20 protein-coding genes are annotated in these 20,098 nt (G+C 74.1%); 10 read left to right on the top strand and 10 right to left on the bottom strand.

What is annotated here, in order from left to right; translation table 11 throughout:
- Positions 1–100 precede the first annotated feature (100 nt).
- Together selD and ACQPXD_RS31815 are read right to left on the bottom strand one after the other, a co-directional pair.
- The gene (gene selD, locus ACQPXD_RS31820; RefSeq protein WP_432825020.1) at positions 101–1,102 is read right to left on the bottom strand and encodes a selenide, water dikinase SelD; all 1,002 of its coding nucleotides are present in this window, start codon (positions 1,100–1,102) and stop codon (positions 101–103) included.
- Between the two features lie 51 nt (positions 1,103–1,153).
- Positions 1,154–1,738, bottom strand: coding sequence for a helix-turn-helix domain-containing protein (locus ACQPXD_RS31815; protein ID WP_432825019.1), 585 nt, complete (start codon positions 1,736–1,738; stop codon positions 1,154–1,156).
- Positions 1,739–1,774: 36 nt separating this feature from the next.
- On the opposite strand from ACQPXD_RS31815, the gene ACQPXD_RS31810 reads away from it, so the two are divergent.
- Positions 1,775–2,647, top strand: coding sequence for an alpha/beta fold hydrolase (locus tag ACQPXD_RS31810; protein WP_432825018.1), 873 nt, complete (start codon positions 1,775–1,777; stop codon positions 2,645–2,647).
- Between the two features lie 50 nt (positions 2,648–2,697).
- The gene (locus ACQPXD_RS31805) at positions 2,698–3,225 is read left to right on the top strand and encodes a CGNR zinc finger domain-containing protein (protein ID WP_432825017.1); all 528 of its coding nucleotides are present in this window, start codon (positions 2,698–2,700) and stop codon (positions 3,223–3,225) included.
- Between the two features lie 1,003 nt (positions 3,226–4,228).
- Here ACQPXD_RS31805 and ACQPXD_RS31800 read toward each other — a convergent pair.
- Genes ACQPXD_RS31800 through ACQPXD_RS31785 form a run of 4 tightly spaced genes read right to left on the bottom strand, consistent with a single transcriptional unit; the run spans position 4,229 to position 7,983 of the window.
- A complete protein-coding gene (locus tag ACQPXD_RS31800; RefSeq protein WP_432825016.1) occupies positions 4,229–5,476 on the bottom strand; it encodes an MFS transporter in 1,248 nt (415 codons plus the stop codon).
- 40 nt (positions 5,477–5,516) lie between these two features.
- Positions 5,517–6,098 carry a GrpB family protein gene (locus tag ACQPXD_RS31795; RefSeq protein ID WP_432825015.1) on the bottom strand — a complete coding sequence of 194 codons (582 nt, stop codon included), beginning with the start codon at positions 6,096–6,098 and terminating at the stop codon, positions 5,517–5,519.
- A complete protein-coding gene (locus ACQPXD_RS31790) occupies positions 6,098–7,054 on the bottom strand; it encodes a DNA polymerase domain-containing protein (protein WP_432825014.1) in 957 nt (318 codons plus the stop codon). Before ACQPXD_RS31790 ends, ACQPXD_RS31795 begins: the two co-directional genes overlap by 1 nt.
- 41 nt (positions 7,055–7,095) lie before the next feature.
- A complete protein-coding gene (locus ACQPXD_RS31785) occupies positions 7,096–7,983 on the bottom strand; it encodes an NAD(P)/FAD-dependent oxidoreductase (protein WP_432825013.1) in 888 nt (295 codons plus the stop codon).
- A 66-nt stretch (positions 7,984–8,049) separates the two neighbouring features.
- Here ACQPXD_RS31785 and ACQPXD_RS31780 point away from each other — a divergent pair, with 66 nt between their 5' ends.
- The gene (locus tag ACQPXD_RS31780) at positions 8,050–8,640 is read left to right on the top strand and encodes a helix-turn-helix domain-containing protein (RefSeq protein WP_432825012.1); all 591 of its coding nucleotides are present in this window, start codon (positions 8,050–8,052) and stop codon (positions 8,638–8,640) included.
- Positions 8,641–8,649: 9 nt separating this feature from the next.
- Positions 8,650–10,173, top strand: a complete 1,524-nt coding sequence (locus ACQPXD_RS31775) for an MFS transporter (RefSeq protein ID WP_432825011.1) — start codon at positions 8,650–8,652, stop codon at positions 10,171–10,173.
- 593 nt (positions 10,174–10,766) lie between these two features.
- On the opposite strand, the gene ACQPXD_RS31770 is transcribed toward ACQPXD_RS31775, so the two are convergent.
- Positions 10,767–11,012 (bottom strand): hypothetical protein, encoded by a 246-nt coding sequence (locus ACQPXD_RS31770; RefSeq protein WP_432825010.1) that lies wholly within the window; start codon positions 11,010–11,012, stop codon positions 10,767–10,769.
- Positions 11,013–11,344: 332 nt separating this feature from the next.
- On the opposite strand from ACQPXD_RS31770, the gene ACQPXD_RS31765 reads away from it, so the two are divergent.
- The 3 genes from ACQPXD_RS31765 to ACQPXD_RS31755 are packed head-to-tail and all read left to right on the top strand — an operon-like array spanning position 11,345 to position 12,819.
- Positions 11,345–11,875: a hypothetical protein gene (locus ACQPXD_RS31765; RefSeq protein WP_432825009.1), complete on the top strand. Its 531-nt coding sequence runs from the start codon at positions 11,345–11,347 to the stop codon at positions 11,873–11,875.
- On the top strand, positions 11,868–12,371 hold the full coding sequence (locus ACQPXD_RS31760; protein WP_432825008.1) for a GNAT family N-acetyltransferase: 504 nt from the start codon (positions 11,868–11,870) through the stop codon (positions 12,369–12,371). Before ACQPXD_RS31765 ends, ACQPXD_RS31760 begins: the two co-directional genes overlap by 8 nt.
- A 52-nt stretch (positions 12,372–12,423) precedes the next feature.
- On the top strand, positions 12,424–12,819 hold the full coding sequence (locus tag ACQPXD_RS31755) for a VOC family protein (RefSeq protein ID WP_432825007.1): 396 nt from the start codon (positions 12,424–12,426) through the stop codon (positions 12,817–12,819).
- A 32-nt stretch (positions 12,820–12,851) separates the two neighbouring features.
- On the opposite strand, the gene ACQPXD_RS31750 is transcribed toward ACQPXD_RS31755, so the two are convergent.
- Together ACQPXD_RS31750 and ACQPXD_RS31745 are read right to left on the bottom strand one after the other, a co-directional pair.
- Positions 12,852–14,222, bottom strand: coding sequence for a hypothetical protein (locus ACQPXD_RS31750; protein ID WP_432825006.1), 1,371 nt, complete (start codon positions 14,220–14,222; stop codon positions 12,852–12,854).
- A 129-nt stretch (positions 14,223–14,351) separates the two neighbouring features.
- Positions 14,352–15,461 carry a 50S ribosomal protein L11 methyltransferase gene (locus ACQPXD_RS31745; protein WP_432825005.1) on the bottom strand — a complete coding sequence of 370 codons (1,110 nt, stop codon included), beginning with the start codon at positions 15,459–15,461 and terminating at the stop codon, positions 14,352–14,354.
- A 272-nt stretch (positions 15,462–15,733) separates the two neighbouring features.
- Here ACQPXD_RS31745 and erm point away from each other — a divergent pair, with 272 nt between their 5' ends.
- Positions 15,734–16,534 carry an ErmE/ErmH/ErmO/ErmR family 23S rRNA (adenine(2058)-N(6))-methyltransferase gene (gene erm, locus ACQPXD_RS31740; RefSeq protein ID WP_432825004.1) on the top strand — a complete coding sequence of 267 codons (801 nt, stop codon included), beginning with the start codon at positions 15,734–15,736 and terminating at the stop codon, positions 16,532–16,534.
- Positions 16,535–16,569: 35 nt separating this feature from the next.
- Positions 16,570–17,052 carry a hypothetical protein gene (locus ACQPXD_RS31735; RefSeq protein ID WP_432825003.1) on the top strand — a complete coding sequence of 161 codons (483 nt, stop codon included), beginning with the start codon at positions 16,570–16,572 and terminating at the stop codon, positions 17,050–17,052.
- Between the two features lie 16 nt (positions 17,053–17,068).
- On the opposite strand, the gene ACQPXD_RS31730 is transcribed toward ACQPXD_RS31735, so the two are convergent.
- Positions 17,069–18,697 (bottom strand): hypothetical protein, encoded by a 1,629-nt coding sequence (locus ACQPXD_RS31730; protein ID WP_432825002.1) that lies wholly within the window; start codon positions 18,695–18,697, stop codon positions 17,069–17,071.
- A 181-nt stretch (positions 18,698–18,878) separates the two neighbouring features.
- Here ACQPXD_RS31730 and ACQPXD_RS31725 point away from each other — a divergent pair, with 181 nt between their 5' ends.
- Positions 18,879–20,096, top strand: a complete 1,218-nt coding sequence (locus ACQPXD_RS31725) for a cytochrome P450 (RefSeq protein WP_432825001.1) — start codon at positions 18,879–18,881, stop codon at positions 20,094–20,096.
- The last annotated feature ends 2 nt before the right edge of the window (positions 20,097–20,098 follow it).

The following is a 20,098-nucleotide window of genomic DNA, read 5'->3' as shown; positions in this document are numbered from 1 at the left end:
ATCAGCCCTTGAGCACCACCGCTGTCACGGTCTGCGACGGGCGCCGAAGCCGCCGAGGCGCTCCGGAACCGAGGGGTGACCGCGCCGTCAGGAAGCTGACTCAGCGCACCCGTAGGGTGACACCGGCGAACGGGACGAGCTCGCCCACGACCGGGTGGCCGGGCAGCTCGCCGACGACGAGGAGGCCGCCGGAGGTCTGCGCGTCGGCGAGCAGCAGCAGCTCGTCCTCGGCGATCCCGGGGGCGTCCAGGTGCGGGCGGACCCAGTCGAGGTTGCGCCGGGTGCCGCCGCTGACGAAGCCGTCGGCGAGGGCCTGCCGGGCGCCGTCGAGGTAGGGCACGGCGGCGGCGTCGACGACGGCGGTCACGCCGCTGGCCCGGGCCAGCTTGTGCAGGTGGCCGAGCAGCCCGAACCCGGTCACGTCGGTGGCGCACTCGGCGCCGGCGGCCAGGGCCGCCTCGGACGCGGCCCGGTTGAGGGTGGTCATCGCGGCGACGGCGTGCGGGAACGGCTCGCCGGTGGCCTTGTGCCGGCTGTTGAGCACGCCGATGCCGAGCGGCTTGGTGAGGGTGAGCGGCAGGCCGGGGCGGCCGCGGTCGTTGCGCAGCAGGCGGTGCGGGTCGGCGATGCCGGTGACGGCCATGCCGTACTTGGGCTCGGGGTCGTCGACCGAGTGCCCGCCGGCGACGTGGCAGCCGGCCTCGCGGGCGACGTCGAGGCCGCCGCGCAGCACCTCGGCGGCGAGGGTCATCGGCAGCACCTCGCGGGGCCAGGCCAGCAGGTTCACCGCGACGACCGGCCGGCCGCCCATGGCGTAGACGTCGGACAGCGCGTTGGCGGCCGCGATCCGGCCCCAGTCGTAGGCGTCGTCGACGACCGGGGTGAAGAAGTCGGCGGTGGCCACGATCGCGGTGCCGCCGGCGAGGGTGACCACGGCCGCGTCGTCGCCGTCGTCGAGGCCGACGACCAGCTCGCCGGGCCCCTGCGGCACGGCGGTGCCGACCAGGCCGGACACGACGGCCTCGAGCTCGCCGGGCGGGATCTTGCACGCGCACCCGCCCCCGTGGGCGTAGCCGGTCAGTCGCGTCGTCGTCTGTGTCATGGGTACCAACCTATGCGTTCCGGCCGCCGCACCGCTCGCCGTCACGGCCGCTCAGGCCTCCGCACGGCCTGAGCTCTGCTCGCCGCGCTCGCCGCGCTCGCCGCGCTCGCCGCGTGAGATCGGGAACAGGATCGGGCTGAGCAGGTATTGCGCCCGGTCCGCCGCCGGTTCGTTGCCCAGGTGCGGCACGATCGCGGCGCGCATGCCCGCGATCAGCGCCTCCCGCTCGGCCGGGGTGAGCCACACCGCGTGCTGGCGGTAGCCGACCTGATCCGCGGCCGGGTCGGCGGCCGGCGTGCCGAGATAGGCGTGGTACTCGGCCAGGAGCGCCGCCATCGCCGCGGCGAACGCCCGCCGGTGGTCGTCCAGGGTGGCCGCCGCGGCCCGCTCCGCGCTGATCGTCGCCCGCTCCCGGTGCAGCCGGTAGTGGCGCTCGACGAAGCCGCGCACCCGCTGCTGCCCGGCCTCCTCCAGGATGCCGGCCTCCACCAACAGCCCGACGTGGCGGTACACCGTCGCCTTCGACGCGTCGCCGATCCGCTCGCACAGCTGCTGGGTGGTCAGCGTGCGCCCGCCGGACAGGGCGTGCACGATCCGCAGCCGCACCGGGTGCAGCAGGAGCTCGACGGGGTCCATTCCCATATGTTCTCACGGCTGCTAATGTTCGCAGACATGAGAACATTCGTGACGGTCGACGGGCGGCGAATCGCGCTCTACCGGGCCGGCGAGGGCTCCCCGCCGGTCGTGTTCCTGCCCGGGGCCGGACTGGTCGGCCTGGAGTACCACAACGTCGTCAAGGAGGCCGGCGAGCTCACCACCGCCATCGCCTACGACCGCGGCGGAACGGGATGGAGCGACCCGGCCGACCTGCCCCGCTCCGCGGCGGCCGTGGCGACCGAGCTGCGTGCGGCGCTGCGGACCGCCGGGATCGCCGGTCCCTACGTCCTGGCCGGCCACTCCATCGGGGCCGTCTACGCGCGCCGCTTCGCCCAGCTGTTCCCCGCCGACGTCGCCGGCTTGCTGTTCGTCGACCCCGGCCACGAGGACGTCCTGCGCTACCTGCCGCCCGAGGTGGTCGCCATGAACGAACAGCTCAAGCCCACCTGGGAGAACCTGCCCGACCTCACCGAGGAGCAGCTGTCCGCCTCCCGCGCCGCCTTGCTGCGGTTGTACGCCGAGTGGCCGCCCGAGATCCGCGCACCGCTGGTCGAACACCGCCTGTCCAACTGGCGGACCGGCCTGGTGGAGGGCCGCAACCTCGAGGACGAGGTCTACGCCGAGCTGGCCGCCGGCGGCCCGCTGCCGGACGTGCCGCTGATCGTGCTCACCGCCGCCGACCCCAACCCCCTGTGGGCCCAGCACCTGCCTCCCGACCTGCTGGCCCGCGCCCACGGCGGCATTTGTTCGCTGCACGCGGCGATCGCGGCATCGGTACCAAGAGGCGAACAACGCCAGATCGAGGGCGCTTCGCACCAGTATTTCCACGTCCAGCGCCCCGACGCCGTCCGTTCGGCCCTCCGTGACATTGTTGCCACACTGCGCTGAGGGCCTAGGGTGGGCGGATGGATTTCCGACCGGGAGCCGGACGGCTATCGTTGGATTTCATCCGGACGCAGCGCCACCGCGGCACGGGTCACGAGGTTGAGGACCTGCCCGACGGCCCGGCCCTGGCCGCCTGGGTCGCTCTGTGCGGCCCGGTGGCCCCCATGCCGGGCTGCGTGGTGCCGTCCCCGATCGTCCAAGACGCCCGGGTCCTGCGCGAGGCGGTCTACGACCTGCTGTCCACGGCCCGCGCCGGCCGCCCCTTGTCCTCCGCGCCGCCGTCGGCCCGCGACCGGGTGAACGCCGCGGCGGCCCGCACGATCCCGGTGCCGGGCTTGGACGACCGGGGCGACCTGCGCTGGTACGCCAACGATGCGGTCACGGGCACCTTGGCCCTCGTCGCCCGCGACGCCCTGGACCTGGTGACGTCGCCGATGCTGGACCGGGTGCGCGAGTGCGCCGACCCGGACTGCAACGCCCTGTTCCTGGACGCGTCGCGCCCGGGCAGCCGCCGCTGGTGCTCGATGGACGCGTGCGGCAACCGCGCCAAGAAACAACGCCGCCGCGCCATCTCCAGCTAGCCCGTCCCCATCCTGTCCCCCGTCTCCGTCTCCTTTGCCCGGCAACTCCGCCGGTTCCGGATATGTCCGCCACTCCGTGACGGACATATCCGACATTTCGGTTATGCAACGTCGTGCACATGCCGACACGCCGTGCCGGCCCCCGGCAGAAACTCTCCGTGATCATGCGCGACTCAAGTCGCGCGCGACGCTTTTTCATGATCGCGGATGGTCCATGTACCTATAGGTGCAGAAACTCTCCGCGATCATGGAAATCAGCAGCTTCGTGACGGAAACGCGCATGATCGCGGAGAGTTATGTTCGGTCGGCAGATGGGGTCAGCGGTGCCGGTGCTGCGACTGGCTGCAGCGGGAGTTGCGGACCTCACGGTTCCGGCTGGGGCGGGGTGTGCCGGGCTCGGCGCCGACGGTCTTCAACGACCGTGACAGTGTCACGGTCTACGACAGTGACACTGTCACGATTTCGACGGTGACAGTGTCACGGTCTGGCGGTGACAGTGTCGAGGTTCCCGACGGTGACAGTGTCATGGTCTCTGGCGGTGACACTGTCACGGTTCTCGACGTGACACCCTCACGCGTCCTGGCCGTGACACTGTCACGGTTCTCGACGGTGACACTGTCATGGTTTCAGGCGGTGACACTGTCAGGGTCTCTGGTGGTGACAGTGTCGAGGTCGTCGACGGTGACACTGTCACGTTTCTGGTGGTGACAGTGTCGAGGTCGTCGACGGTGACAGTGTCACGGTTTTCGAACGTGGCACTGTCGCGATCTTCGTTCGGCGGCGGGAGGCGGTGCGACAGCGGTGCGCCGGTCGCGGCGCGCTAGGCCGCGGTGGCCGGTGTGGATGCGGTGCGGCGGGTGGATACGGTCAGGCGTCGGTGGGCGGCGCGTGCGCCTCTAGGTCAGGCTGCGGGCGACGGGGCGGGGGCGTCCGGCGCGACGGGCTCCGCAGGTCAGGCTGCGGGCGACGGGGCGGGGGCGTCCAGCGCGACGGGCTCCGCAGGTCAGGCCGCGGGCGACGGGGCGCGGGTGTCCAACGCGACGGGCTCGGCCGGGGTGGCGGTCGGGTGGCGGTGGCCGGTGACGAGCAAGAGGGCCACGCCGCTGAGGCAGAGGGCGGTGCCGGCCGCGTAGGCGTACCGGTAGCCCAGGTGGGCGGCCAGGCCCAGGAGCGGGCCGGCCAGGATGCCGGCGATCGGGAAGGCGTTGCCGGCCAAGGTTGCGGCGCGGCCGGGTTCGCCAGGTAGGAGTTCCTGGACGTAGGAGATGCCCAGGCCCTGGACCGCGGCGATGAAGCTCGCGTTGAGCACCTGCAGGGCGGCGACCTGCCAGCTGTGCGCGGCCAGGGTGACCAGCGCGTAGTAGACCACGCCGACGGAGCTGCCCAGGATGATCAGGTGACGCAGCGGGAAGCGGGTGGACAGGGCGCCGAAGGCCAGCATCAGGGGGATTTCCAGCGCGGCGCACAGGCCCAGGATCAGGCCGGCGTCGCGGAGCTGGGCGTGCAGCACGTGGGCCAGGTACAGCGACATCGCCTGCACGCCCAGGACGCCGGCGGCCTGCATGAGGGCTAGGGCGGTGACGATCGCGAGGACCGTGACGCCGGCGCGGGCGGCCGGTGGGCGCTCGGCGTGGGGCGGTGGGGAGACCTCCTCCAGGCGCACGAGCACCACGACGGCGGCGACGGCGTACATGGCGGCGGCGGTGAGGTACAACACCCGGAACCCGCCGGCCTGGAGCAGGAACGCGGCCACGGGCGGGCCGGCGACCCAGGCGATCGAGAACAGCATGCGCAGGGTGCTGATCGCCATCGCGGCCCGGGTCGAGCCGCGCTGCTGCAGCACCTCGCGGGCGTAGGCGAAGGCCTGCGGGAACATCGCGCCGCTGAGGGCGGTCACGGTGACGGTCAGGGCGAACAGCAGCCAGTAGTCGCGCACGAACGCGGTGGCGGCCGAGCTTGCGCAGCCGGCCACGGCGGCGGTCAGCAGCAGGCGGCGGCGGATCGGGCGGCGGTCGGACAGCCGGCCCAGGGCCGAGGAGGAGACGACCATGGCCAGGGGGCCGGCGGCCAGGAACGCGCCGACGCGGGCCGGGCCGGCGTGCACCTCGGAGCTGAGGAACAGCGAGAGGAACGGGCCGACGACCGCGATCGACAGGCCGACGAAGAAGAACATCACGCCGAGCGGTACCAGCGTGCGCCCGGTCCGCCCGGCGACGCTCCCGGCCGGGTCGACGCTAATCCCCAGAGCCACGTGGGCACCTTACGCGACGGCGGGGGAGCGCTCTCCCGATTTAGCCGCCCGGAGTCTCGTACGTCACTGTCCAGCCGGTCGCGGCGGCCCAGTCCTCGGCCGCGGCGACGACGAGGTCGACCACCGGGTCCTTGACGTCGGTGTAGGGGCCCAGATCGGCGACGTGGTCGGCGAGGACCAGCTTGAACGCGGCGTACGCGGCCACGGCCGCCGGGTGCGCCCGCAGCCAGTCGCGGAACAGCAGCGCCAGCCGCTCGTTCGGCGAACCCGCCAGGCGGATGTGCAGGTTCACCGGCTCCGGGGCGCCGCGGGTGTAGCACCGCTTGCGCCACCGCGACGGCGGGTCCGGGCGGCCGGCGGGCACGTGGTCGCGCTCGTAGGGCCGGCGGGCGAAACCCAGCCCGGCCAGCGGCTCGTCCAGGGCCGAGCACGGCGCCGGGGAGAGCGCGGCGACGCGCATCTGCAGGTCGTACACCGGCTTCGCGGCCATGCCCGGGATCGCCGTGCTGCCGATGTGCGCGACGCCCAGCGACAGCGGCCCGGCCGCGGCGTGGACCTCGGCGGCCAGGGCGCCGCCGCGCGCGGCCCACGCCTCGGCCGGCGGGTCGATCCGGACGCGCATCAGCCGGCGGCCTCGCGCTTGGCGCGGGCGCGGCGCTTGCCCTCGTGCATTGCCTGGACGCGGGGGATCGGGATGGTGTGCCCCTCCGCGATCAGGTCGGCCGGGAGGTCCTGCGGGGCCGGCATGTGCGCGGACCACGGGTCGGCGGCGCCGAGCAGGCCCGGCGCGGTGTGGACGGTGAAGTCGCGCGGCGAGACCGCGTCCAGGTCGGGCCAGTCCAGCGGGTACGACACGGGGCAGCCGGGGCGCAGCCGCGGGCTGTACGCGGACACCACCGTCGCGCCGCCCGAGCGGGTCGGGTCGACGAAGACCTTGCCGTGGCGGTCCTCGCGGATGAACGCCGTGGTCGCCAGCGCCGGGTCGAGGCGCTCGGCGCGCGCCGCGACGGCGCGGGTGGCGGCGGCGACGTCCTCCATCGGGGCGGGGCGGATCGGCACGAAGACGTGGACGCCCTTCGCGCCGCTGGTCTTCACCGCGCCGCGCAGCCCGGCGCCGGTGAGCACCTCGCGGACCAGGTGCGCGGCCCGCACGACCAGGCCGAACGCGTCGCCCTCCGGCGGGTCGAGGTCGAGGACCAGGTGGGTGGTGTGCGCCCAGTCGCCGGCGCGGATCAGGGTCGGGTGGTACTCCACCGCCCGCTGGTTGGCGAACCACAGCAGCGTGCGGCGGTCGTCGCACAGGGCGTAGGCGACGTCCCGCTTCGACGATTCGGCCCACATGTGCACGGTTTTGACCCATTCCGGGGTGTACCGCGGAACATTCTTTTGCATGAATGCGTCCTGGCCCCGCATGATGCGCACCACCGACAGCGGGCGGTCGCGCAGCACCGGCAGGATCCGGTCGTGCACCGCGTCGAGGTAGTCGACGAGGTCGCGCTTGGTCGCGCCGGCGCCCTCGAAGAGCGGCTGGTCCAGGTTCGTCAGCGCGACCCCGTCGCGTTCCTCGCCGGTGCTCACCCGTCACACGGTACCGAGCGGGCCGGTGCCCGTGCTCGCCGTCACGGGGTAGCGAGCAGATCCATGTTGATCGCCGCGCCCGCGCGCATGCCGGCCGCCGCCGCGGTGATGACCTGCCCCATCGGGTCGGTGACGTTGCCGGCCACCCACACGCCGGGCACCTCGGTCCGGCCCATCGGGTCGGCCGGGACGTGCGTCGCGACCACCTCGCCCTGCATCTCCACGCCGGCGGTGCCGAGCCCGAGCTCCGCCAGGAACCCGGCCCGCGCCTCCACCTTCGTGGCTACGACGAGGGCCTCCCGTTCGACGTGCCGTCCATCCGCCAGGTGTACGCCGCTCTCGTCGACCTTGCTCACCCGCCCGCCGACCACCGCCACCGAGGCCGGCACGTCCGGCACCTCGCATTCGTTGGTGAACAGCACGAGATCGCCGGTCCACTGCGTCCACAGCAGGGTCTGGTGCGCGGCGAGCGGGCCGGTGGCGATCACGCCGACCGGCCGGTCGCGGACCTCCCAGCCGTGGCAGTACGGGCAGTGCAGCACCCAGTGGCCGAACCCCTCGGCCAGGCCCGGAATGTCGGGCAGCTCGTCGGTCGCCCCGCTGGTGACCAGCAGCCGGCGCGCGAGGCGGGCCGAGCCGTCGGCGAGGGTCACCCGGAACCCGTCGTCGCCGTCGCGGCGGGCGGAGGTCACGGTCCCGGCGACGAACTCGGCGCCGTACCGCCCGGCCTCGCCCCGCCCGATCTCCAGCAGGTCACCGGGCGGCGTGTTCTCCCGGCCGAGGTAGTTGTGCACGCCCGCGGCGGGGGCGTTGCGCGGCTGCCCGGCGTCGACGACCAGCACTCGCCGCCGCGCCCGGGCCAGGGTCAGCGCACCGCTGAGGCCTGCGGCCCCGCCGCCGATCACGATCACGTCGTATCGCTCATCCATGCCGCCGACTCTGCGTCAGGGGTACACCATCGGCAAAGATCCTTGCCAGAATGGCAAACTGGGGGCATGGACGAGCACATCGGGCCGCGCCTGCGCCGCCTGCGCGAGCAGCGCTCCATGACCCTGACCGCGCTGTCGGCCGAGACGGGCATCTCGGTCAGCACCCTGTCCCGGCTGGAGTCCGGGCAGCGCCGCCCGGCCCTGGACCTGCTGCTGCCGATCGCCCGGGCGCACGGCGTGACGCTGGACCACCTGGCCGGCGCCGCCGACCCGGACGACCCCCGGGTCCACCCCGAACCGATCGTCCGCCACGGTGTGACATACCTCCCACTGACCCGCCGGCCGGGCGCCCCGCACGCCTTCAAGCTGCTGTACCCGCCGCACACCCCGCCCGGGCCGCCCACGCCGCAGTCGCACGAGGGCTACGAGTGGCTGTACGTCATCTCCGGCCGCCTGCGCCTGGTGCTGGGCGGCCACGACCTGCTGCTGGCGGCCGGTGAGGCCGCCGAGTTCGACACGCACACGCCGCACTGGTTCGCCAACCCGACCGACACGCTGACCGAGGTGCTGAGCCTCTTCGGCCCGCAGGGGGAGCGCGTCCACGTGCGCGCCCGGCCGGCGCGGGCGCCGATCTCCACCGGTACCGAATCATCGTAAGGTGTGGCTATGCAGGAGGCCACTTTCACCCGTCGGGCCGGCGGGATCGGGCTGCGCTCCGAGCGCGGCCCGGTGCTCGGCTCGGTCATGCTCACCACCGGCCTGGTCGCACTGGACAGCACGATCATCGCGACGGCCGTGCCGTCGGTGGTGCGCGATCTCGGCGGGTTCGCGCACTTTCCCTGGCTGTTCTCCGTCTACCTGCTGACCGCGGCGGTCACCACCCCGCTGTACGGCAAGCTCGCCGACACGCTCGGCCGCCGGCCGGTCATGTTCTTCGGCATCGGCGTGTTCCTGGCCGGGTCGGTGCTGTGCGGCGCCGCGTGGAGCATGCTCACGCTCATCGTGTTCCGCGCCGTGCAGGGCATCGGCGCCGGCGCGATCCAGCCGATGAGCATGACGATCATCGGCGACCTGTACACGGTCGAGGAACGGGCCCGCGTGCAGGGCTACGTCGCCGGCGTGTGGGGCGTGGCGTCGGTCATCGGGCCGACCCTGGGCGGGGTCTTCTCGGAGTACCTCTCCTGGCGCTGGATCTTCTTCGTCAACCTGCCGCTCGGCCTGGCCGCGGCGTGGATGCTGCTGCGGCACCTGCGCGAGAACGTGGAGCGCCGCCGCCACCGCATCGACTACCTCGGCGCGGGACTGCTGATCAGCGGGTGCACCCTGGTCATCCTCGGCACGCTCGAGGGCGGCATCACGTGGGCCTGGCTGTCCGCGCCCAGCGTGGTCATCTTCGTCCTCGGCGCCGTCCTGGTGACGGCGTTCGTGCTGGTGGAACGCCGCGCGGCCGAGCCGATCCTGCCGCTGTGGGTGTTCCGCAGCCGTACCCTCATCGGCGGCAACCTCGCCTCGGTCACGGTCGGCGCCCTGGTCATCGGCCTCAGCTCCTACGTGCCGAACTTCGCCCAGGGGGTGCTCGGCGCCTCGGCGGTGCTCGCCGGGTTCGTCGTGGCGGCGGTGACGCTGGGCTGGCCGGTCACGGCCGCCATGTCCGGCCGGGTGTACCTGCGGATCGGCTTCCGCAACACCGCCCTGTCCGGCGCCGCGATCATCATCGTCGGCACCGGCTTGTGCTTCCTGCTCTCCGAGGGCACCACGATCGCCATGCTGGCCCTGGCCTGCTTCATCGTCGGCATGGGCCTCGGTCTCACGGCCGCGCCGACGCTCGTGGCCGTGCAGTCCGTCGTCGGCTGGGACCGCCGCGGCGTCGTGACCGGCACCAACATGTTCGCCCGCTCGATCGGCAGTGCCGTCGGCGTGGCGGTGTTCGGCGCGATCGCGAACACCACCCTGGACCGGCGGTTCGCGGCCGCCCCGCCGGACGTGCGCCCCGCACTGACCTCGGGCGCGGACGCGACCAGCATCGTGCTCAAGGGCGGCTCGGTGCCGGCCGACGTCGCCGACTACGTCCGGGCCAGCCTGTACGCGGCCACCCACAACGTCTTCCTGGCCGTCGCCGTGGTCGGCGTCTGCAGCCTGCTCGTGGTCCTGCTGATCCCGCGGCGCATCGAGCAGCTCCCGTCCGCCTGACCCCTGCCCGCCCGCCCGGCGTGGTGGGGCGGGCCACGGCCCGCTGGCGTGGTGTGTGAGGGTGGCGAGCGCTTGATCGCGGGCGGCCGCCACCCGCGACCACCACCACCGGCGCCGCCATGCCCCCTGGCGACCGTGCTGCCGGTGCTGCCCGTGCGCTGCGCGTCCAGTCGCCCACCGCGGGCGCCGCACGCCGCGGAGCACAGCACGCCGACCGAAAGTCTCCGCGATCATGCTGCACCCGCTGCTGACACCAACGGTTTTTCATGATCCCGGAGCGTTGATGTACGCCCGTGTACCACAAGTCTCCGGGATCATGGCAAACCCGTGGTGCGGCCATGGCGGGGTCATGATCACGGAGACATACGGCCGCCCCGGCCACACCGATCGCACGTTCGCCCGACGGGCGAGACATCCGGGGCGGCGCGGTGGCTTTAAATCCTAGCTTCCTAGGACATCAAACACCGCGTGCCGCAGGAGACGCACAGTGCCGGGCGCCGGATCGAGGTGCCGAGGTGCCGTCCGCGTCCGGCGAGTCGGCCGCGCCCGGTAGGAGAGGCGGGCCGGCGGCCCGACGACGTGCCAACCACGCCTCAGCCGAGACCAGCGGTGCCTCGTTCCCAGCCCTCGACGCTGTCGGTGCGGTGCCGCTCGGACAGCGGGGCCCGCCGCCAGGCGCCGTCCGGTGCGGCGGTGGCGATCGAGCCCGGCTCGAGGTCGGCGAGTTGGCGCAGCGTCGGGTGCCGCAGGACCAGATTGCCCAGGTACGTGGTGCACAGGTCGTCGGCGGTGTGGCCGCGCTCGTCGAGGATGTCGAAGACGCCCTCGTCGAAGAGCACCGTCGCCGGCGGGCGGGTGCCGGCGCGGACCGCTTGCGTGGTCAGCGCCCAGCTGTCGGGCGTCGGCTACGGCGAACGGGCCGGCACCCGGCCGGGCTGGTATGCGCTCGAGCGCAGGGAAGGCGCGCCCGAGCGGCATTTCCGGGTGGAGGTAACCGACGTCGAGGAGGCCTCGAGCCTTCGCCGGCTTCCTGCAGGACGACCCCGAGCCGGCCGGCGTCCCGATCAGTTAGCGTGACGTGATGTTCTGGCGGAGTCGCGGCGCCGCGACGGCACGACGCTCTCGCGCCGGTCGTCGCAGCGACGGCGGGTGGCCGCGGCTGGCTCGCACCTTGTTGGAGCTCGGGCATTGGAGCCACCTGTCTGCGGCCGCGGCCGGCGAGCAGATGCGGGCGGTTGCCGGTGGCGAGTATCCGTTCATGGGCGACGCGTTCGAGGGGCTGGAGTTCTTCGCGGACGGCGAGGATCTCGCCGAGGGCGGCGTGGAGGAATTGCTGCGTGCGATGGCCCCCGCGCTGCGTCGGCATGGCGTCGAGCTGCGGGTCGAGGTGGTGCGGCTGCCGACGTCCGACGACGACGAGTACGTGCTGAACATCAACGGCCGGCGGTGCCGGGTTTGGGGGCCGGCGGACTGGTCGGGCCGGCAAGCGTGGCATTCCGCAACGGTGCGGCCGCTGGCGGTCGTCAACGAGTTGCTGGCAGAGTGCGGGGCCACGGCGCGGGTTTTCACGCTGTACTGCGGCGGCAACGAGGGAACGGCGCTGCTGCTCGACCCCGCCGTCGTTGACGCGGTGCGGCTGAGCGGCCTGGTCGACCCCTACAACGTCCCCGAGTTGCCGATCGACGGAGGCACGCATGGCTGAGGTGGGGCTGCGCCCGGTCGAGGACTCCGACCTGGATGCCTTGTTCGAACAGATGCGGGATCCCGAGTCGGTGCGGATGGCCGCCTTCGTGGCCAGAGATCCCGATGACCGGGCCGCCTTCGATGCGCACATGGCGAAGGTCAGGGCGTCGCCCGAGGTGACGATCCGGGCGGTGACCGTCGATGGGCGGCTCGTCGGTAGTGTCGGCAGTTTCGTCGTTGACGGCGATGCCGAGGTCACGTACTGGATCGACAGGTCGTGCTGGGGCCGGGGCATCGCCGGGCGGGCGCTCGCCCTGCTGCTGGCGTCGGTTCGCGTGCGGCCGCTGTTCGCCCGTGCCGCGAGCGACAACGTACGGTCGCTCAGGGTGCTGCGGCGGGCCGGGTTCGCGGTCGTCGGCACGGAGATCTCGTTCGCCGGGGCGCGGAGTGCGGAGATCGAGGAAACGATCCTGCGCCTCGACGAGCCCGCGAAGACCCCGCTGACCGATGTGTGAGCGGGGCCGGAACGGCACCACGGCGGCGGTGGTCGCGGGGTAGGGTCCGGGCATGCGCGACGGGGGGATCAGGCTCGACCATTGTGTGATCGCGGTCAGTGATTGGGAACGCTCGGCGGTGTTCTACCGCGACGTCCTGGGTGCCGAGGTGGTGGACCACCCTGACGGGCGGGTCGCGTTCCGGTTCGGTGATCAGCAGCTCAACGTCCACGGTCCGGGCGTGGATGCCGGGACCCTGGTGGCGCGTCCGCCGGTCGTGCCGGGTGGCAGTGACCTGTGCTTCGTGTGGCCGGGCAGTGCGGAGGCGGCGATCGAGCACCTGCGCCGCCACGGCGTCGAGGTCGAGGCGGGCCCGGTCACCCGCAACGGCGGGCGTGGGCCCGGCACGAGTGTCTATTTCCGGGATCCGGACGGGTCGCTGCTGGAGCTGATCACCTACGCCGGGTAGCGGCCGGGCGGTGCGGCGCCCGGCCGCGACGGTCAGCCGATGCGGGACGCGTCGATGGCGGTGATCGCCGCGTACGGGTGTGCGGCGCCGCTGATCGCCGCCTCCTGCGCGGTGTCGCCGAGCAGGGTGCGGGTGAAGTAGGCGGTGATGTACCCGGCGGCGACCTGTCGTTCCCGGGCCTCGGTGAGCTGGCGGGTCACGTTCGTCCAGGAGAGGCTGGGGGCCGCGGCGGGCGAGGACTGGATCTCGCCGCACAGCCCCGGTCCCGGCCGGGTGAGGCCGTGGGCGGCCGCCGTTTGGGCGAAGTCGTCGGCGGCGGTCGCCCGGCCGCTGGACGGGGACCATTCGGTGTTGAGGAAGTTGTGGTTGGCACCGGAGACCCGCCAGCGGTACACGGGGTCGGTCGTGTGCCCGGCGGCGAGGTCGACGTAGTCCTGGCCCTGGTCGCCGGTGGCGCCGTCGCAGGTGCCCAGCCAGACGGCCAGGGGTGCCGAGGTCACCCGGTAGGCGGGCGCGTCGGGTGAGCCGGGTTCGGTCGCGGTTCCGGCGCCCGCCGGGGCGAGGGCCAGGACCGCGGCGATGTGTACCCCGGACGGTATGCCGGCCCGGTGGACGTCGGCGGCCTGGTAGGCCACCGCGCGGCCGCCCCGGGAATGGCCGAGGGTGCCGACGCGGTGCAGGTCGACCCGGCCGGTGAAGTCCACGGCTCGCGGCCGGTGGGTGCCCGGGTCGGTGAGCTTCCCGGCGAGCGGGCCGCCGCCCGTGCGTACCAGTTGGCGCCACATGTCCAGGTGTTTGTTGATGAGTGCGGCGCGGGCGTTGTCGGCCGCGTCGCCGATCTGGCCGGCGTTGATGCCGTTGGCGCTGATCGAGATGACCACCATGCCGTGGGCGGCCAGCTGGTGCGCGACGTAGTCGAGGCCGCGGAAGCTGGGCAGGGCCGGGGTGCCGGGCGGGCACGGCCACTGGTAGAGCTTGGTGTAGGCGGCGGTGATCTCCTGGTACAGCCGGTCGAGCTCGGCCGGGTCGGTGGTGGTCGCCGCGGCGGCCTCGCCCCGGGCCGCGATGTCGGCGGCGGCGTGGTCGTCGCAGGTCGCCCAGTAGCCGTGCAGCAGCACCACCAGCGGGTACGGGCCGCCGCGCAGTCCGGCCGGGTAGTGGACGTCGGCGGCCAGCTCGATGCCGGCCAGGGGGGAGGTGTCCTGCGACTGGTGGAAGCCGGGCACGTGGAATGCCGTGTCGCCGAGGTTGTAGTCGAGCTCGCTCACCTGGTAGGGCCCGGACGCCCCCGGTTCCGGCCAGGCGGCCGCGGGACGCAGCCCCACCGCGAGCAGGACGACGGCGGTCGCGGCGGCCAGCGACCACACCCTGCGGCGCCGCCGCGCCGTTGTCTGATCAGTCATACCGCATAGACGGATCCCGTGGACCGGAGGTTGGCGCCGCGGGTCCGCGCTGATGCTCGGGGAGGGCTCCGAGCGGACCGGCTCCAGGGCCACGCGGGCCGCGTCCACGCCCTCGGGAATCGCGCGAGCTCACGGCCGTGGCTGGGGGAACAGATGGCGGTACAGCGGTGTCCGCCGGAACTCGTGGCCGTGGTGCGGGCTGGTCCAGGACAGCGCCTCGGTGCCGGGGTCATCGGGGAGCGCTACGGTGAGCCGGTAGTCGGGGTGGACGCCGTCGTCGCTGGTGCGGCGCTCGAAGGTGACCCGCAGGCGGTCGCCGCGGCGCACCGGGAGGCCGGTCAGCGACAGGGGGGCGTAGACCGGGGCCCAGCCGCGCGTGTCACCGGTGAGAGCGTCGATCTGCGCCGTGCCGGGCGACACGGCGACGCGCGTCCACAGGACCAGGCCGGTCAGCCGGGCCCGGCCGGCGTCGATGGTGAGGCCGGTGGTGCCGCGGGCGTTCGCGGGCGGTGGCTCGCCGGCGTTGCCGAAGGTGAGCGACTCCACCGCCGCGGCGGACGAGATGCGCAGGTCGGCGACCGGGCCGGCGAGGCAGAGCCGCAGGTCGAAGGGGTGGCCGACGGACTCGAAGATGCGGCGCAGATACGGCAGGCTCTCGGCGGCCACGGCATGGTCCGGTTCGCCCGCCGCGGAGGAAGCCGGCCAGGAGACGGCGGCGACCCAGGTCTGTGCGCGGGCCGGGATCCACACGCAGTCCGGGGCGCAGAGGCGGCGCCGGGCATCGGCGAGGGCGGCGATGACACCCTCCGCGGAGGCGACGTTGCCGATGATCTCGGAGACGCACACCTGCGCCGGCTCCGGCAGCCGCACGGCCGTGGACCGGGCCTCGATGACGGTGATCCGGCCGGTGAGTCCGTGGCCGGCGACCGCCCGGCGCGCCTGGGCCGCCGCGCCGGGCTGAGCCTCGATCGCGTAGACGTGCCGGGCGCCGGCCCGGGCGGCCGCCACGGCCCACAGGGCGTCGCGGCCGGTGCCGATGTCGAGCACGGTCCGGCCCGGGGCGGCGGCCGCGATCGCGGACCGGTAGGCGTGCATCCGCCGGTCGGGCGCGTCGAACGCGTCGTAGACGGCGTCGTCGTAGACCGGGTACTCGCCCACGGAGGGGAACAGGACGAACGGCCGCTCCTGGGCCGGCACCGTCCGCACGAAGATCCGCTGACCCCCGACCGCGACCGTCACGGGGAGCATCATGCCGGACCGCCGCTCTGATAGGGTCGGCGCATGACCACGACGCATGCCCTCCTCGCGCCGGCGCTGATGCCGGCCGCGCGCATGCGCATCCGGCGTCGCGCCCTGGTCCGCCAGGTCTGACGCCCGCACCGCCCGACCGTCCCGAGGGGACGGTGAGCGGGCCGCCGTAAGACCGTTATCGACCAGGGCCCTTCCGCGTCCGCCGCCAGCGCCGGACGGGGGCCGCGACGGCGCCTGTCCGCCGACAGGAAACCCTGGTCATGTCCCGCTTTCGCGAAGCACACCCGCGTGCCCGTCGGGTCTACGGGCAGAACCTTCTCGCCGATCCGGGCGCGGTGCGCCGGGTCGCCGACGCCGCCGGCCTCGGGCCGGGCGACCTCGTCGTCGAGGTCGGGGCCGGGCGCGGGCGGCTCACCGCCGAGCTGCTGCGCCGGGCCGGGCACGTCGTCGCCTACGAGGTCGACCCGGGGCTCGCCGCGGCCATCCCGCGGCGGGACGGGCTCACCGTGCGCACCGGCGACTTCCTGGCCGCGCCCGCGCCGGCGGAGGCGTTCGCCGTGGTCGGCAACATCCCGTACGCGCTCACCGCCGCCGTCGTCGCCTGGTGCCTGGACGCGCCCGCGCTGACCGCGGCGACCCTGCTGACGCAGCTGGAGTACGCCCGCAAGCGCAGCGGCGACTACGGGCGCTGGTCCCGGCTCACGATCGAGACGTGGCCCGAGGTCGAATGGCGGCTCGCGGGGCGGGTCCCGCGGCAGGCGTTCCGGCCGGTGCCCTCCGTCGACGGCGGGATCCTGCGGCTCACCCGCCGGCCGGAGGCGCTCGTGCCGCCGCAGAGCCTGCAACGGTACCGCCGGATGGTCCATCTCGGCTTCAGCGGCGTCGGCGGATCGCTGCAGGCCTCGCTGGGCCGCCGGCACCCGCCGGACCGGGTGGCGGCCGCGTTCCGGGCGCTGCGCCTGCGCCCCGGCACGCCCGTCGGGCTGGTGTGGCCCGAGCAGTGGCTCACCCTGTTCCGGCTGCTGGACTCGAGCGCTTACCGGACCCGAACACTGCGCTGACCCGGCGCTGCTCGCGGGGCGGGACAGTGCCGGCCATGAACCAGCACCGTGTCCTGACCGTCCTGCTCTGCGGCTGCCTGGTGCTCGGCCTGGCCGGGTGCGGGCTGCGGCGGCCGGGCGACGGCCTGCGGACGGTCAGCGTCGACGGGGCCGAGGGCGGCGCCGAGGCCGCCGCCCTCGCCGTCACCGGTGTGCCCGTCCAGGGCCCGGCCGGGCACCGGACGCCACGGCTACGCCGGCACGTGCTGCACGGCGAGGTGGTCGTGCAGACCAAGGCGGGCCCGCGGACCGTGGTCGTGCAGCGCGGCAGCGTGACCGCCAAGGACGGTGCCGGCCTGACGGTCCGCTCCGCCGACGGGTTCACGCTCACCTGGGCCACGGACGGTCAGACCCGGGTCGTGGCGGGCGGGGCGCGGGCCGGGCTCGATCAGGTCGCCGTCGGCGCCGAGGTCGGGGTCGGCGGGATCAAGGGCGATCCGCAGGCGGCCCGCCTCGTGGTGGTACCGACGCCGCAGTGACCTTGCGTCTTCTCCTTCAAGGCACGTCCGAGGCGGCCGCGGCGCCCGGTTGGACGACCGTGGTGAAGCCGCCGGCCGCCACGAGCACGCGGATGCGGCCGGCGGTCGTGGCGTAGTGCTCCAGCTCCTCGCCGGCCGGGTCGTTGACGCTGACCGTGGCCGGTGCGTCGCCGGGCACGACCACGTCGGCGGCGCGGGTGCTGGTGGCCATGCTGCGCAGCAGCGTCAGGTGGGCGCCGGTCAGCGGGTCGGCCAGGGCCATCGAGTGCATCTCCGCTCCTTCGATGCGGACGGTCGGCTCGGCGATCCGGGCGATCGCCGCCGCGTGCGGGTCGGCGTCCAGGGCGAGCATCGTCAGCAGCCCGTGGATCGTCGACTCGGCGCCGGCGTCGCGGTGGACGGTGCCGCGGGCCAGGTGCTCGGCCGGGTCCGGGCCGTCGGTGCCGTCGACGTCGATGCCGTCGTAGGTGACGCCGGTGGCCGGGTCGTACATCGGGGCGCCGGCCGGGTTGTTGCCGAAGAACCAGGACCCGGCCACCCCGGCCAGGGTCCGCAGCGCCGACCGGCCGGTCGCCCGGGCGGTGGCCAGCAGCGACTCGACCCGCGAGTGGGCGCCGTAGGCGAGCTGCACCCCGTCGAGGGTGAGCGCCTCGCGGGCGCCGGGCAGCGCGACCCGCAGGTTGTCGGGGCCGCCGCCGACGAGCAGGTGCGGGGTGAACGACGCCGCGTCGGCCAGGGCGGCGTCGCGGGCCGGCAGGTCGCCGCAGACCTCGTAGACGCGGGCCAGGGCGGCCGGGGCCAGTCCGGCCCAGCCGTGCCATTCGGTCCGTGACCGGCCGAAGGGCAGCACCGCCCCGAACGGCCACGTCCACGGGGTGCCGGTGCGCATCGCGGCGACGCCCTCGGCGAGTTGCTCGACGACCTTCCGGGCGTCCTCGTCGTCGCCGGCCGCGGTGTAGGCGCACAGGCCGAGCAGCGCTTCGCCGGTCAGGTCGGCGCCGTCGGCGATCAGCCACGCCGGGGTGGCGGTGTCGTCGACGAGGCGCCACTGGCCGTAGCGGCACAGCACCTGCCGTCGCACCGCGGCCGTGGCCAGCCGCAGCCGGGCGCGCAGGAACGCCGCGAACGGCGGCTCGTCCTCGGCGAAGGCGGCGTAGCCCTCGCCGAGGGCCCAGATGGTGCGGGCCAGCCAGGCCGACTCGGCGCTGTCGGACGGGTCGGGCGCCTCGACCGGCTCGGCGCTGGCGTTGAGCCGGCCGTCGGCCTGCTGCCACAGCACGACGTTGCCGGCGCGCGGGTCGGTGTCGTCGGCCGGGGCGGTCTGCAGGAAGCACAGCGCCCGCAGCAGCCCTCGGGCCGCGGTGCGGCTGGTGGTGGCGCCGGTGGCCCGCCAGTGCCGCAGGTACACCACGGCGGCGCGGGCGATGTCGTCGGCGTTGAACGCGCCCTGGCTGTAGGCGCCGCCGGCGCTGGTGCGCTCGCCGCCGCCGCAGGGCAGGTAGCTGCCGTCGGGCAGCCGCCCGGCGTAGGTCCACACCACTTCGACCTCGGGCTCGTCGTCGAGGCGGTAGGTGGTGTGCGCGGCGCCGGCCGGTGGGGCTAGGCGGACCCGCAGCGAGTCCAGGTGGGCGAGGTTCGTCAGCACGGCCGCCGCTCTACCCGGGGCCGGGGGCCGGACACCCGGGCCGGGGAGGAGATCCCGGCCCTCCCTGGCGGGTGAGACCGCGATCGCGATGTTCGGCAAGCCTGGACCCGGGAGCGCCACGTGAGTAACCTCGCAGACATCGACGAATTTCGCTGAAGGTGCGCGACGGAGGAGTGTCCCGATGACCGCCACCACGCAGGCCGCGCCGCGGCTGCCGTTCGACCGGCCCAACGTGCTCGAGATCGCCCCGCTCTACCGGGTGCTGCGCCGCGAGGCGCCGCTGACCCGGGTCACCACACCCGCCGGCGACCCGGCCTGGCTGGTCACAGCCTACGCCGAGGCGCGGCAGATATTCGGCGATCGGCGCTTCGGCCGCTCGCATCCCGTGCCGCGGCAGGCGTCCCGGGTCTCGCACGCCGCCGTGCTCGACGGCCCGTCCGGCGACTACGAGACCGAGGAGCACGACCACACCCGGATGCGGCGGCTGCTGGTGCCGGCGTTCTCCGCGCCCCGGATGCGCCGGCTGGCCGGGCGGATCGAGGAGCTGACCGGCCAGTGCCTCGACGACATGCAGGCGGCCCGCGACGCGCGCCCCGGCGCGCCGGTCAACCTGCACGAGCTGCTCGCCTTCCCGCTGCCGGTGCTGGTCATCTGCGAGCTGCTCGGCGTGCCCTACGCCGACCGCGGCCACTTCCGGGGGCTGTCCGAGCGGGTCGGGCGCATCGACGGCGGCGCCGACGCGCAGGCGGCGATGGCCGAGTTCCGCGCCTACACGGCGGGCCTGGCCGCGGCGAAGCGGCGCGAGCCCGGCCCGGACGTGATCTCCGACCTGGTCGCCGCGCAGGCGCAGGACCCGACGTTCACCGAGGACGAGCTGGCCCGGCTGTGCGCCGGGCTGCTCTTCGCCGGGCACGAGACCACGTCGACCCGGATCGATCTGGGGGTACTGCTGCTGCTGGCCGATCCGGGCCGGCGGGACCGTCTCGCCGCGGACCTCGACGCGGAGGTGCAGCCGACCGTCGAGGAGATCCTGCGCATCAGCGCGCCCGGCGGTCTCGGCCTGCTGCGGTACGCGCACGACGACGTCGAGGTCGGCGGCGTCACGATCGCGCGCGGCGAGGCGGTCATCATCTCCGCCAACTCGGCCAACCGCGACGAGACGGTGTTCGCCGAGCCCGACGCGTTCGACCCGCACCGCCGGCCCAACCCGCATCTCGCGTTCGGCTACGGCGGGCACGTGTGCATCGGCGCCAGCCTGGCCCGCACCGAGCTGCGCACCGTGTTCCCGGCGCTGCTGCGCCGCTTCCCGGGGCTGCGCCTGGCCGTCGGGGTCGACGACATCGAGGTCCGCGCGAACCGGCTCACCGGCGGCGTGGACGAGGTACCGGTCACCTGGTGAGG

It is taken from the genome of Dactylosporangium sp. CA-092794 (assembly GCF_050948465.1).
In the GTDB taxonomy this organism is placed as follows: domain Bacteria; phylum Actinomycetota; class Actinomycetes; order Mycobacteriales; family Micromonosporaceae; genus Dactylosporangium.
The sequence above is the reverse complement of the archived record's forward strand: the minus strand, read 5'-3'. Positions and strand labels throughout refer to the sequence as shown.